At 46.0% G+C, this 12,932-nt stretch carries 13 protein-coding genes; 6 read left to right on the forward strand and 7 right to left on the reverse strand.

What is annotated here, in order from left to right; translation table 11 throughout:
• Positions 1-69 precede the first annotated feature (69 nt).
• On the forward strand, positions 70-1,677 hold the full coding sequence (locus tag GWO68_RS14105; protein ID WP_162347108.1) for a hypothetical protein: 1,608 nt from the start codon (positions 70-72) through the stop codon (positions 1,675-1,677).
• A gap of 78 nt (positions 1,678-1,755) precedes the next feature.
• Here the strand turns inward: GWO68_RS14105 and GWO68_RS14110 are convergent, their stop codons facing one another.
• From GWO68_RS14110 to GWO68_RS14135, 6 genes are all read right to left on the reverse strand, one after another.
• Complete coding sequence (locus GWO68_RS14110; protein ID WP_162347082.1) at positions 1,756-2,259, reverse strand: hypothetical protein; 504 nt, start codon at positions 2,257-2,259, stop codon at positions 1,756-1,758.
• Positions 2,260-2,359: 100 nt separating this feature from the next.
• Complete coding sequence (locus GWO68_RS14115; protein ID WP_162347109.1) at positions 2,360-3,115, reverse strand: SDR family NAD(P)-dependent oxidoreductase; 756 nt, start codon at positions 3,113-3,115, stop codon at positions 2,360-2,362.
• Positions 3,116-3,120: 5 nt separating this feature from the next.
• Positions 3,121-3,894, reverse strand: coding sequence for a type IX secretion/gliding motility protein PorT/SprT (gene porT / locus GWO68_RS14120; protein WP_162347110.1), 774 nt, complete (start codon positions 3,892-3,894; stop codon positions 3,121-3,123).
• On the reverse strand, positions 3,843-4,565 hold the full coding sequence (ubiE, locus tag GWO68_RS14125; protein WP_162347111.1) for a bifunctional demethylmenaquinone methyltransferase/2-methoxy-6-polyprenyl-1,4-benzoquinol methylase UbiE: 723 nt from the start codon (positions 4,563-4,565) through the stop codon (positions 3,843-3,845). Before ubiE ends, porT begins: the two co-directional genes overlap by 52 nt.
• Before the next feature lie 142 nt (positions 4,566-4,707).
• Positions 4,708-6,657, reverse strand: a complete 1,950-nt coding sequence (locus GWO68_RS14130; protein WP_162347112.1) for an OmpA family protein — start codon at positions 6,655-6,657, stop codon at positions 4,708-4,710.
• A 364-nt stretch (positions 6,658-7,021) separates the two neighbouring features.
• Positions 7,022-8,269 (reverse strand): tetratricopeptide repeat protein, encoded by a 1,248-nt coding sequence (locus tag GWO68_RS14135; RefSeq protein ID WP_162347113.1) that lies wholly within the window; start codon positions 8,267-8,269, stop codon positions 7,022-7,024.
• Positions 8,270-8,451: 182 nt separating this feature from the next.
• Between GWO68_RS14135 and yihA the strand changes: the two genes are divergently transcribed.
• The 4 genes from yihA (at position 8,452) to GWO68_RS14155 (ending at position 10,430) form a co-directional block, all read left to right on the forward strand.
• The gene (gene yihA / locus GWO68_RS14140; RefSeq protein WP_162347114.1) at positions 8,452-9,060 is read left to right on the forward strand and encodes a ribosome biogenesis GTP-binding protein YihA/YsxC; all 609 of its coding nucleotides are present in this window, start codon (positions 8,452-8,454) and stop codon (positions 9,058-9,060) included.
• 34 nt (positions 9,061-9,094) lie between these two features.
• A complete protein-coding gene (locus tag GWO68_RS14145; RefSeq protein ID WP_202923767.1) occupies positions 9,095-9,502 on the forward strand; it encodes an energy transducer TonB in 408 nt (135 codons plus the stop codon).
• A gap of 21 nt (positions 9,503-9,523) precedes the next feature.
• Positions 9,524-10,051, forward strand: coding sequence for a DUF5606 family protein (locus tag GWO68_RS14150; RefSeq protein ID WP_162347115.1), 528 nt, complete (start codon positions 9,524-9,526; stop codon positions 10,049-10,051).
• 67 nt (positions 10,052-10,118) lie between these two features.
• Positions 10,119-10,430: a hypothetical protein gene (locus GWO68_RS14155; RefSeq protein WP_162347116.1), complete on the forward strand. Its 312-nt coding sequence runs from the start codon at positions 10,119-10,121 to the stop codon at positions 10,428-10,430.
• 8 nt (positions 10,431-10,438) lie between these two features.
• On the opposite strand, the gene fbp is transcribed toward GWO68_RS14155, so the two are convergent.
• Positions 10,439-11,446: a class 1 fructose-bisphosphatase gene (gene fbp / locus GWO68_RS14160; RefSeq protein WP_162347117.1), complete on the reverse strand. Its 1,008-nt coding sequence runs from the start codon at positions 11,444-11,446 to the stop codon at positions 10,439-10,441.
• A gap of 105 nt (positions 11,447-11,551) precedes the next feature.
• Here fbp and GWO68_RS14165 point away from each other — a divergent pair, with 105 nt between their 5' ends.
• Positions 11,552-12,814 (forward strand): aspartate kinase, encoded by a 1,263-nt coding sequence (locus GWO68_RS14165; RefSeq protein ID WP_162347118.1) that lies wholly within the window; start codon positions 11,552-11,554, stop codon positions 12,812-12,814.
• Positions 12,815-12,932 lie beyond the last annotated feature (118 nt).

Here is a 12,932-nt window from a genome sequence, read left to right on the forward strand (position 1 = left end):
CCTTTACTGAGGGCATATCCCATTATAATGGCTTATAAAAATATCATTCCCTTAACTATAACCTTGCCAATGCATCGCTTACTCTTCGGACTGTTTTGTGCTATAGTTGTGGCGGGTTGCCAGCGCTATGGCCATACCGTAAAGCAGGTACCCGATGCGCCGGCCAATGCTAGTACGGTAACCAACTACGCCGACAGCACCATAACACTACCTGCCGGAGTACACTATAAACGGGGCGCCCTGCACACGTTTTTTTATGGCAAACACTACCGGCCTGTGTGGTACACGCCTGTTACCGTAAAAGTGCTGGATATTGGTACCGCTTATGGTGGGCTAAAACCAGTACAAATGGGTGGGAGCCGTCAAACTATAAGCCTGCGCACCGAAACTGCCAACGGAACAGAATATGTATTGCGCTCTATAGATAAAGAACCGGCCGGCGCATTATCGCCTGGGTTACAGAAAAGCTACATTGCCAATATTGCCCGCGACGCTACATCGGCTACGCACCCGTATGCGGCGCTGGCATTACCGCACATGGCAAAAGCTGTAGGCATCTACCACACTTCGCCCGAACTGGTGTATGTACCACATGACCCGCGCCTGGGCAAGTTTACCCAAACTATAGGTGGCACGGTAGTATTAATGGAGCGCAGACCTGATGGCAACCAACAGGATAACCCGGATATGGGCAACGCTGAAAAGGTAAAAAGTACACGCTCGATGTTAACGGAACGCCTCTCTGATAACGACACAAAAGTAGATGCACGCAACTACCTGCGCGCCCGCCTGTTTGATATGCTGATAGGAGACTGGAGCCGCCACGAAGATAACTGGCGCTGGGCCGAACTGAAACACGACAAAAAAGCCTATACCTACCGCCCTGTTCCGAGAGACCGCGACAATGTATTTTATAAACTACACGATGCCCCTATCCCCTGGATAACGCGGCTGTTTAACTATAAGCCCCATTTCCGGACATACCGCACCCACATCGGCAATCTGAAAAAACTGAACTATAACGCCCGCCACCTCGATGCACTTATACTTGCAGAATTGGAGCAAAATGACTGGAAAGAAGTAGCCGACAGCGTTAAAACAGCCTTAACCGACGAGGTAATAGAAACAGCGTTCAGAAAGATGCCAGATAACATTTATACGTTGTCTGCCGGGCCTATCATAGCCAAACTAAAACACCACCGCGACCACCTTAACCAAATAGCCGAAGATTATTATGCCATACTTGCTAAGGAGGCTATAGTTGTAGGCAGCGACAAACACGAACAGTTTATAGTTAAACCCCTGAACGACAAAGAAATACAGGTACAGGTTTATAAAATAAATAAAGACAAGGAAGTTGAGGACCTGTTGTTTGAGCGCACTTATACTGCCAGCCAAACCGATGAACTTATACTATACGGGCTGGATGGAGATGACCAATTTGTGCTGGAAGGCGAAGCTACCCCGTCCTTAAAAATCAGCATTTGGGGAGGCGATGGCGCAGATACCTATACTGCAACCTATAAAAAGAAGATAACCAATCGTATTTGCATCACAGATAGTACCTACGGCAATGAGTACGAAGTTGGAGACCGTGCAAAGGTAAAACCGAATGATAATATCAGAGCCAAAGATTTTTCAGGTTCGGGCTGGCTGCTGCACTTTTACCTAGATTAAGGCTATAAACTATAGAAATAAAAAGAGCAGTACTCCGGTACTGCTCTTTTTATTTCTATAGTTATAAGCTATTTAGTTTTAACGGTTACTTCTGTCAGAATCCTGTCCGCCACTTTCGCTGCCGCTACGCTTGCTGGAGTCTTTAGCGTTTTGCGCGCCCTGCCCCTGCTGCTGACTTGAGGTAGCGTTGGTGCCTTTCATACCTGTGCTGGTAGCACCGGTTCTGTTAGCCTGGTTCGGGTCGTTCAGGTTTTGGCCGGATTGCCCACTACGCTGCTGACTACCTTGCTGCTGCTGGCCCATTCCTGAGCTTTGGCTGCCTTGCTGTCCGCTGATACCGGAGCTCTTGCTACCCTGCTGGCCACTCACACCCGAACTTTGGCTGCCAAACTGCTGGTTTCTGTTTTGGCTTTGGTTGCCTTGTTGCTGGCTACCTTGCTGGCCCTGGTTACGGTTTTGTTGCTGGCTACCCTGCTGCTGGCTGCCCTGCGGTTGCTGAGACTTGCCCTGCTGACCAGATTGCTGGTTCTTGTTTGTGTTCTGATTACCTTCCTGTCCCTGATTTCTTTCCTGATCTTTCATAGCTTTTAAGAATTTTGTATAACATAAGTAGCGTCTGCTTTGTGCAAACCCCATCTTATTTAATACGTTTCTCAGCTACTTTGGTCTGGAGTGAAGCTAATTAAAGGTTTTTGTTGATGATAGTGGCAGAAGCCTGAGCTGCTGGCAATATCATCACTTCGGCAAGGTTTACATGTGGTGGCCGGGTAACTATAAATGCAATTAAGTCAGCCACATCTTCAGATCGTAAGGCCTCGTAGCCCTGGTATACACTGGCAGCACGTTCCTTATCGCCCTTAAACCGCACTTCAGAAAATTCTGTTTCCACAGCGCCCGGGTTCACCTCCGATACTTTTATACCAGTCTGCACAAGGTCAATACGCATGGCTTTGGAGAGGGCATCAACTGCAAACTTAGAGGCGCAATAAACATTTCCATTGGCATACACTTCTTTACCAGCTATAGACCCAATGTTAATGATATGGCCTTTGCCGCGCTGCTTCATAAACGGGATAACGGCATGGCTCACATACAACAACCCTTTTACGTTGATATCCAGCATCGCATCCCAATCCTCTAAAGATCCATCCTGTATCGGGGCCAGGCCATGCGCATTACCGGCATTGTTTACCAGCACATCTATTTGCTGCCACTCGGCAGGCAACGAGGCAATGGCATATTGCACAGCTTCTTTATTGCGCACATCAAACAAAAGCGGCAGAACGGTTGTAACGCCCTCCAGTTCCTGCTGCAGTTCTTCCAGGCGCTCTTTGCGGCGGCCTGCAGCAATAATCTGGTATCCCTGTTTTGCCAGTGCAACGGCTGTAGCGCGGCCTATGCCGGAGGTAGCTCCGGTTACAAGTGCTATCTTAAACATCAGTTTTATTCAAAGAAAAGGATGAGTGAAATGTTATGATTGGTCTGTTTCTGTAACATGCGGCTATACTGGCTTTCGGTTGGCTTGTATTGGTTTAGTAACCCATGCGAAAACCGGATCTCTGGGGCAAACTTAAAAAATGGGTAAAACATATCCACACCAAAGCCATACTCCAGCGCCAGGTCAAATTTCTCCACAGCCAGCCCCTGGTCCGGGTTCTCGTCGCTTTTGCCACTGCCTAGGTCAATGCCGGGCTTAATACCGCCCACTAAATACATACGCGCATTAGACCGACGCTTTGCTTTATATTTTAACAGCAACGGCAACTCCACCATCGTAGAGCTTATCGTTTTATCTACGGTCTGCACTTCGCCATTCTCCTGCGGCGCATTGGTGTACTCAATTTTGCGGCTATAAAAACCAACACCGGGCACAAAGCGCGCATCCAGGTAATCGGCAATGCGCACGTTAAGCACCAGCCCGGTATAAAACCCGGGGCTAAATTTGGCATTTGCATTTATGGCTCCTTCGCCGCCATTGGGGTCGGCAGCCAGTTGGTCGGCGTACTCCTGCGAGTGCTGTATGCTATACCTTGTTAGCGGTGCCGCCAGGTAAAAACCGTAATGGATAGGTTTGGTATCGTAGTCCGGTTTGTTCAGTGTGTTTATTCTTTTCTGGGCCTGCGCTGCCGGGGCAACTATAACTATAGCCAGTAAAGCAAACAGGGTTATTTTCGACCGGTGTAGATGGAGCTTATGCCAAATGTAAGTGAATGCCATTTTGTAGATTTAAAGCCAACTTTTTCGTAGATGTTGAGGAATGCGTGCCCATCCGGGAAAGCCTGCACCGACTCGGGCAGATAGGTATACGCAGCATTGTCCTTAGAAACGAACTTACCTATCATAGGTAGTATATTCCGGGAATAAAAATGGTACAATTGTTTCATCGGGAAGCTGCGTGGGTTACTGAACTCCAGCACTACAGCCATGCCGCCCGGTTTTAACACACGGTACATCTCTGCCAGGCCTATTTCCAGGTTCTCGAAATTGCGCACCCCAAAGGCTACGGTAATTGCATCAAAGGAGTTATCAGCAAACGGCAGATTTTCCGAATCACCATACAGTAATTCTATCTTATTTGTAAGTCCTTTTTTAACCAGCTTCTCACGCCCCACGGCCAGCATCCCTTCCGAAATATCTACCCCGGTAATTTTGTCCGGGTTAAGGCGTAGTGTTTCAATCGCAAAGTCGGCGGTGCCGGTGGCAATATCCAGTACCTGTTTTGGTTTGAGGGGTGCCAGCAGGCTCACGGCTTTTTTACGCCAGATAATGTCAATACCAGCGCTCAGGAAGTGATTCAGGAAATCGTATTTACCGGCTATGTTATTAAACATTTTAGCCACCTGCGATTTCTTGTCTTCGTTCTCGTCTTTGTAAGGTACTACTGCCATAGTTGCAAGTTAAAAGTATAAGGCAAAAATACGCTACCTATACTTATAATACATGGTTTATATAAAAAAAACAGGCCGGGCAAACACCCGGCCTGTTTTGGTATAGTTTAACTTGGCGCTAAAAGGGCCAAACTATAGTTTATTATTTTGCTGGCTGATCAGCTCTTGGTATTACTCTGAACTCTGTTCTTCTGTTCAGCTGCATGTTTTCAGCAGATGTGTTTGGTACAGCTGGCTTGCGCTCGCCGTAGCTAACAGTTACTAAACGCCTTTCAGAGATGCCTTTGCTCTTCAGGTACTCGTAAGCGGCAACAGCACGGTTCTCACCAAGTTTCAGGTTATACTCATCGTTTGCACGCGAGTCGCAGTGGCCTTCTATACTTACGTTAACTAGCGGGTTAGCTTTCAGGTAAGCAACTACTCTGTCCAGCTCGTTTACTGACTGTGGTCTCAGGTTATACTCATCCGTATCAAAATAGATCGGTTTCATAGCCATCATGCCGGTACGGGTAGCTGTAGTATCTACGTAATCGATGTAGAAGTTACGAACTATAGTTGTGGTGTCGTTTAAAGACATCGGCACTTCCAGTTCTTCCATCGTGATCTGCTTGCCATCTTTGGAAACCTGTACCTGGAAATTACGGCCAGAAAGAACATCAACCTGGTAGAAACCTGAATCAGGACGTGTTACATCGCGGTAAGAGATCGGGCGCTTATCAGCCTGCAGACCGTTAAAGATCAGCTCCACACCTGGTATTGCCATGCTATCTACTTTAGAGAACACCTGGCCCTGCACACGCACGTTACGGATATAGTTGATCGTATAGATATCTTTTTCACCGTAACCGCCTATTCTGTAAGACGATAAATATGCGTAGCTGCCATCCGGGCTTAAACGATAATAAGTATCATCATCCGGGGTGTTTACAGGCGAACCCATGTTAACAGGCTTAGCCCATCTTCTGGCTACTGAGTCGTATTTTGAAGCAAAGATATCGTAACCGCCCATGGTGTTGTGGCCCATAGAAGCAAAGTATAACGTACCGTTGTCCGCAAAGTAAGGGCTGTCATCATCGAATGGCGTATTGATCGTGCTGCCTATGCTTTTCGGAGCTGCCCAGCTACCATCTGCATTGCGCTTCGATACATAAATATCCAGGTCGCCGTTTTCAGAGTAAGCACTTGTAGAGAAGTATAAGGTCTGGCCATCTTTTGTGATGAAGGCATCAGACTCATAATCTTTCGTGTTTATTTTATCGCCGATGCTTTTTGGTGCACCCCATGTACCGTCAGCCTGACGCTCAGCCACCATAATGTCGCCGTTGTTATCAGCACGGTAAAGCAGTAACTTGGTATCGTTATCAAAAAGCTGGATAGAAGCATCGTGGCTTGTGCTGTTCAGTTGGCCTGCAACTATTTTGGTCGGAGACCATTCGTCTTCGCCAATACGTGTAGACTCAAATATATCTTCATAATATTCGCCGTCAGCAGCTGGCTTGCCGCCTGTTGCTTCAGAGCTACGCGAAGTATAAAGCAGGTAGTTATCATCAGATGAGATAACCGGGCTGTGCTCTGAGTAAGCGGAGTTAACAACGCCACCTAAGTTCTTCACAAAAATATCTTTCGGGTTCTCCACTTCGCGCTTGGCATTGCGGGCATGCTGGATTAGCATGGCAAGTTCCTCACGGCGCTCTTCGTCGCGGCGGCGCAGGTTTTTCTGTGCTGCCTGGAAGTGCTCGATCGCGCTGTCGAAACGGTAGTTGATATGGTCGGCACGGCCCAGCCAGTATTCCAGGTCACGGTCTACGTTTGGCTTAATTTTCTGGGCACGGTACAGATAATCTGCCGCTTTTTCTTTGTCGAAGGTCATGTAACTGATACCCGCGAAGTACAAAGCATCCGCATTGTTAGGGTCGTTTGCTAAAACCTGCTCGTAAAAAGGAACAGCCGCCCTGTAGTTTTCTTTAGCGAATAGCTTGTTTCCACTACGAATCAGCTTTCTGTTGCTTTGCGCTGATGCCGAAACGGCTAACAAACACAAGAGGGCGAACAGTAAAGAAAATCGTGAAAACGATTTGGCTAATTGATTCATGTTGTAAAGGTTTGTTATACTTTATTGGTTTGACTGAAGTGTGAAATTGGTAAGCGAAAAGCACTGTGTGCCTTTGTTTCGCATCTATACGAGCAATATTAAAATTGGTATATGTTTGTATATAATTAATTCCTGTTTAACGCAAAAAACTGGAGTATACCCCATGTTGTAGCCTTTGCAAGACACCGGAATAAACTATAAAACGATACAGCAACTATAATATTACTAATATACAATTGAATAAAGGCAAATATATAAAAAATATAGTATTTATATATGTTCAGCTTTTGTTTTATAATTTAAAAACAAAAAAATGCCTCGTTATTTTAGTAACAAGGCATTTTTGTTTGCTTAAAGCAAGTAATTATTTTTTCAGCAACACGATCTGGTAGATGTCCTGCGACCCCATACCGCCCGGCCTGTCTGATGAAAAGAAGGCTGAAGTACGGTTACGGTCTAAGGTAAAGTACAGGTCATCGTGGGGCGAGTTGATCGGGAAGCCTACATTCTGCACATTCTGCCACGTTCCGTCGCGCATGGTAGCTTTAAAAATATCGAAACCACCCATTGAGTTGTGGCCACGTGAGCTGAAGTATAGCGTTTTGGTCTTGCTGTCTACAAAAGCAGCGTCTTCGTCGTAAGCGGTGTTTATGGCTGCTCCCAGGTTTATGGCCGCACTCCAGGTCCCATCCGGAAAGCGCTGGCTCACATACAGGTCAAGGCCCCCGAAACCGCCCGGCCTGTCGCTGGCAAAAAAGGCAAATGTACCGTCCTCAGTAATATGCACTGACGTTTCGTTGGCCAGCTGGCTCAGCGGGATCGGTAATGGTTTTGGGTTTACCCATGCCCCTTTTGTCTGGTCAAAACTGCGCAGGCCTTCTGCGGCCGCATAAGTATACAACTGGTTACCGTTAGGCGATATAGTTACAATGGCATGGCCACGTTTTGTATCATGCGCCGGCAAATATTCTTTGGATGGTTGCCACTCCCCTTTTACTTTTCTTGATATTCGGATCTGTTCCGGCCCTTCAGGGGCATCGTGGGCGGTAAAAAGTAAAACCGAGTCGTTGGCAGTAAGTACAGGTACATATTCCACTTCTTTTGAGTTTACAGCTGCGCCCAGGTTCACTACCTGTGCTACCGATGGCTGCACCATCAATGCCTGACCTGCATTGCACTCATCAATCCGCTTCCGGATCACTTCTACATAATTCCAGTCGGCGCGGCCGGTGCTGTAAATTTCCTGCTGGTAGTATTTTTTGGCTTCCTCAAACTCATAGTTCTGGTGCAATGCCTCTGCCAGGTTAACTATAACTTTCTGCCCAAACTTAGGATCCAGTTCATACACTTTCTGCAGGCATAGTTTGGCTTTGCGCGGGTCACGGAGCTCCAGCCAACTGATGCCCAGCCTGTAAAGTGCCTGCACATTATTCGGGTCTTTTTCAAGCGCTTTCTGGTACCATTCTGCAGCTTCAGCAAAATCGGCTTTCGCATACGCTTTGTCGGCGCGGCGCATTGTTGCATCCGGCGTGTTCATGCTGCTGCAAACTATAACCAACAGCAATAGCAGGCTGTAAATAGCTTTAGGAGAACAGAACCTATACTGTTTCATTTTTTTAGGCGTTATAAGGGATATGCCCGGGTTAAAAGCACATTCTTCAAATTTGGCAAATAAAATGTACCTTTGTTAGCGCTTAAGTTTCTGTGATCAGTTGCTTAAGTTAACAGTTTTATACATTTTGGAACCCCTATATTACAAATTTCCGGGCACCAGAACAAATCAGAAGCAGTAGGATGGTAATTAAAGAAGCAAAATTTTTGATGAGCAACACCCGGGTAGAGGAATGCCCGGCTCCGGATAAACCGGAATATGCCTTTATTGGCCGTTCTAATGTGGGAAAATCCTCGCTTATCAATATGCTTACCGAGCACAAGGGACTTGCCAAAACATCTGCTTCGCCAGGCAAAACGCAGCTCATCAACCACTTCCTGATAAACGACACCTGGTACCTGGTGGATTTGCCGGGTTATGGGTATGCTAAAGTCAGCAAAGGTTCGCGCGACGACTGGCGCAAAATGATCAATTATTACTTCCAGAAACGCGAGAACCTGACCTGTGTGTTTGTGCTGATCGATTCGCGGCATGAGCCCATGAAAACCGATCTGGATTTTATAAATCACCTGGGCCAACTGGGTGTGCCATTTGTGCTGGTTTTTACCAAAGCAGATAAGCAATCTTCGGTAAAAACGGATTCAACTATAGCTGCGTACAAGCGTACATTGCTGCAAACCTGGGACGAGCTGCCGAATATCTTTGTAACTTCGTCAGAGAAAAGAGTTGGCCGCGACGAATTGCTGGCATTTATAGATGGCGTAAACGCGCAGGTACAAACGCAGCAATAGCCCTGTTATATTTAATTTTAAAGCGAAACCCCTTATGAAAACTAAAATCTCATTATTGTTTCTTTTATTTGCCTTTACGGCCATTACTACTGCCAGCGCCCAAACGGCTGCCAGCACCGAAAAGAAGACTGAAAAACCAGCTTATTGGGTATCTGATAAAGTATTGCCGGCAGCTGAGCACTATGAAGGTGGCAAAGAAGCCATGTATGAATTTATCGGTAAAGAGCTGAAATACCCGGCCCTTGCCAAGCGCAACCGTGTGCAGGGCGAGTGCATTATAGGCTTCACAATTGAAGAAGATGGCTCTACTACTGGTTTTAAAGTGCTGCGCAATGCAGGTGCCGGTACCGGTGAGGAAGCACTTCGTATTGCCAGATTGCTTAAATTTAAAGCGCCAGGCTACGCCATGAATGTGAGCGTGCCCATTATGTTTAAACTATAATAAAAAGCAATAATCCTTATTATGCCTATTGATTTAAGACAAGTTGCAGCCATTTCCGGCATGAACGGCCTGTACCGCGTGGTAGCCCCTACCCGTACCGGTGTTATCGTAGAATCGTTATCAGACAAGCCGCAGCGTTTGGTGGCCCAGGCGCGCCAGCGTATGTCGTTGCTTGACGAGATCTCGATCTATACAACCGACGAGGAAACAACTGTACCACTAGCCGAAGTGTTTGACCGCATAAACGAAAAATTTGGCGACAACCTGCCATTAAGCGAAAAACCAGCCGATAGCGAGTACAAAGCATTTCTGGAAGCGGTAATGCCTGATTTTGATGAAGAGCGTGTTTACGTTTCGGATATGAAGAAACTGGCCAACTGGTATAAGATAGTGAAACAGCACATTGGTTTTAAGGAAGCTGAGAAAGCAGAGAAACCAAAGAAAGCTGAAAAAGCAGAAAAGCCAGCCAAAGCCGCGAAAGCTGAAACGGAAGCCACTGACGCTAAACCAGAGGCAGAAGAAGGAAAAAAAGCGACAAAGAAAAAATAGCAATTAACGTACAAAGGCCTTCTGATAAAGAAGGCCTTTTTGTTTTTTAGCAACTATAGTTTCGGAAATGGAATACGCAGCAGTTATACTATCGGGGGCCGCACAGCAATTGCAAAAGTTGTTTCAGACGGATGAGCTGCAACCAACCCATAACCTGCAGGAGCTGCAGCAAAGAGTAGCTAAAGCTGTGTTATACTTACTGCAAACAGACCTTAGCCGCCTGCTGAATATACTTTACCGAATTGATGTAGAAGAACAACAGGTAAAGCAGGCCATGTTGGCCCCATCAGAACCCGAGGTAGCCGAACGCATTGCCCGGTTAATAATAAAGCGGGAACTGCAAAAGGCGCAGACCCGCTTTATCTATCGTGCTAATTAAAGTATAGCTTATACTGCAGCTACTTCACTTTTAATAAACTCCTCTACTTTATCTACCATCTCCGGCGAGCCGATAATTAGCGGGCAACGCTGGTGCAGTTCGGTAGGCTCAATTTCCATAATGCGGCGGTTACCATCAATTGCTTTACCACCTGCCTGCTCTACTATAAAAGCAAGTGCATTACACTCATACATCAGGCGCAGCTTGCCGTTTGGCGCTTTGGCCGTTGCCGGGTAAATATAAATCCCCCCTTTTAGTAGGTTTCTGTGGAAGTCAGCTACCAGGGAGCCGATGTAACGGGCGGAGTAATTGTTGTCTTTGCAATAGCTCAGGTACTGCTTAATGCCTTCCGGGAAACTATTGATGCTGCCTTCGTTGCAGGAATAAACAGTACCATTTGCCGGTGTTTTAATATCAGGATGCGACAGGAAGAACTCGCCCAGCGAAGGATCATAAGTAAAGCCATTTACGCCGTGGCCGGTAGTATACACCAACATCGTAGATGAGCCATAGATCACATAGCCGGCTCCTACCTGTTGTGTTCCGCTCTGCAGGCAATCCTCCATAGTTCCGTCGCAGCCTGTATCTGATTTTCTTCTGTAAATAGAAAAAATCGTTCCAATAGAGACGTTCACATCAATGTTAGAAGAACCATCTAAAGGATCTATTGCTACAATGTACTTGCCTTTCTTGTTACCGGTCTGAATTACCTCATCTTCTTCTTCCGAGATAATGGTACAAACCTCGCCGCCATTGCGCAGCGCTCTTATAAAACGTATGTTGGCAATCACGTCCAGCTTCTGCTGGTCTTCTCCCTGCACGTTCTGTTGGCCGTAGGCTCCGGTTACATCCAGCAGGCCGGCACGGTTAATTTCCCTATTCACGATTTTACCTGCAAGAGCAATATCACGCAGTAATTGAGAAAGTTCTCCGGTCGCAAACGGGAAAGCTTCCTGTTTTCTCATAATAAACCTGTCCAGGGTAGTGCCTACAGGTAAAGCAAGATTGAAATTCATAAGGGAAGTTGAGTTGGGTTGATCTATATATAGTAGTACAAAAATATCATTTTTTGATTCATAAACGAAGGCTACTTATTTTTACGAGTTATAAACCTTAAGGGAATGAAAATATATAAGTTTGGTGGTGCATCCGTAAAAAATGCCGACGCTTTCCGGAACCTTGCTCAGATTGTGCAGACCTATGGCGGCAATAAACAATTGCTTATAGTTGTATCTGCTATGGGCAAAACTACCAATGCCCTTGAGTTGGTTTTTGACCTGGCGTATACTTACAAAGACTATAGCGAAGCTTTGCAGCAAAGCCGTGCTTACCACCAAGAAGTAGTACAGGCTTTGTTCCCGAACACTGGCAACCCTGTATACGAAGAGTTGGAGCACCTGTTTTCTAAATTAAACTATAGCTTACAAAACCTGAACCGGCAGGTTGGCTACGACCAGCTTTACGACCAGACAGTAAGCTACGGGGAACTGCTGGCTTCTACAATTCTGCATCATTTTTTACAGGAACAGGGCCTTACCAATACCTGGGTTGACAGCCGCAAATACATACAAACCGACACTACCTGGCGCGAAGCTAAAATAGACTGGGACTGGAGCGAACGGCTTATAAAACGCGACCTGCCAACTATATTAGACGAACAGCTTATAGTTACCCAAGGCTTTTTAGGTGGCACTAACAACGGGCTGACCACAACGTTGGGCCGCGAAGGCTCTGATTTTAGCGGGGCTATTTTTGCTTATTGCCTGCAAGCCGAGGCCATGTATATCTGGAAAGATGTGGAAGGATTATTGAATGCGGATCCGAAATACTTTACTGACACGGTGCGCTACGCCGAAATATCATACCAGGAAACTGTTGAAATGGCTTACTATGGCGCTTCAGTTATACACCCTAAAACTATAAAACCCTTAGCCAACAGGTTAATCCCATTGTATGTAAAGTCTTTCCTGCACCCGTCCGGCGAAGGCACTAAAATATGCGACTGCCGATACCAGAAGCTGGCACCTGCTTATATTATTAAAGAGAATCAATGCCTTATATCCTTCAGTGTTAAAGATTTTACCTTTATTTCTGAAAAAAACCTGGGTACCATATTTAATGCACTTTCCGAACTTCGGTTAAAGATCAACCTAATGCAAAATTCGGCTATTTCTTTCTCGGTTTGCACCGATTGGAATGAAAACCGCTTGCAAAAACTTTTACAAACCCTGCAGGATCAGTTTGTTATACACTATAACACAGGATTAGTATTGTATACTATAAAAAACTATGACTCTGAAAGCTTAAATAAAACTATAGCAGGAAAGGAAATTTTACTGGAGCAGCGCACCCGCACAACATTTCAGTTTGTGTGCAAGCAATAGCACGAAAGCTATATTTTTTAGATAACTTTGTAGAAGGAATAGCAGAAAATCTACTATTTTTACAGCAACCAAAAATATAGGCTGCGTATATATAGGCTCTTGTCACGGCTATCATCCT

The organism is Pontibacter fetidus (genome assembly GCF_010119545.1).
GTDB classification, from domain to species: Bacteria; Bacteroidota; Bacteroidia; order Cytophagales; family Hymenobacteraceae; genus Pontibacter; species Pontibacter fetidus.

Coding starts and splice junctions, on each gene's coding strand:
- GWO68_RS14105 (WP_162347108.1), top strand. CDS start 70: ATGCATCGCTTACTCTTCGGACTGTTTTGTGCTATAGTTGTGGCGGGT.
- GWO68_RS14110 (WP_162347082.1), bottom strand. CDS start 2,259: ATGAAAGATCAGGAAAGAAATCAGGGACAGGAAGGTAATCAGAACACA.
- GWO68_RS14115 (WP_162347109.1), bottom strand. CDS start 3,115: ATGTTTAAGATAGCACTTGTAACCGGAGCTACCTCCGGCATAGGCCGC.
- porT (WP_162347110.1), bottom strand. CDS start 3,894: ATGGCATTCACTTACATTTGGCATAAGCTCCATCTACACCGGTCGAAA.
- ubiE (WP_162347111.1), bottom strand. CDS start 4,565: ATGGCAGTAGTACCTTACAAAGACGAGAACGAAGACAAGAAATCGCAG.
- GWO68_RS14130 (WP_162347112.1), bottom strand. CDS start 6,657: ATGAATCAATTAGCCAAATCGTTTTCACGATTTTCTTTACTGTTCGCC.
- GWO68_RS14135 (WP_162347113.1), bottom strand. CDS start 8,269: ATGAAACAGTATAGGTTCTGTTCTCCTAAAGCTATTTACAGCCTGCTA.
- yihA (WP_162347114.1), top strand. CDS start 8,452: ATGGTAATTAAAGAAGCAAAATTTTTGATGAGCAACACCCGGGTAGAG.
- GWO68_RS14145 (WP_202923767.1), top strand. CDS start 9,095: ATGAAAACTAAAATCTCATTATTGTTTCTTTTATTTGCCTTTACGGCC.
- GWO68_RS14150 (WP_162347115.1), top strand. CDS start 9,524: ATGCCTATTGATTTAAGACAAGTTGCAGCCATTTCCGGCATGAACGGC.
- GWO68_RS14155 (WP_162347116.1), top strand. CDS start 10,119: ATGGAATACGCAGCAGTTATACTATCGGGGGCCGCACAGCAATTGCAA.
- fbp (WP_162347117.1), bottom strand. CDS start 11,446: ATGAATTTCAATCTTGCTTTACCTGTAGGCACTACCCTGGACAGGTTT.
- GWO68_RS14165 (WP_162347118.1), top strand. CDS start 11,552: ATGAAAATATATAAGTTTGGTGGTGCATCCGTAAAAAATGCCGACGCT.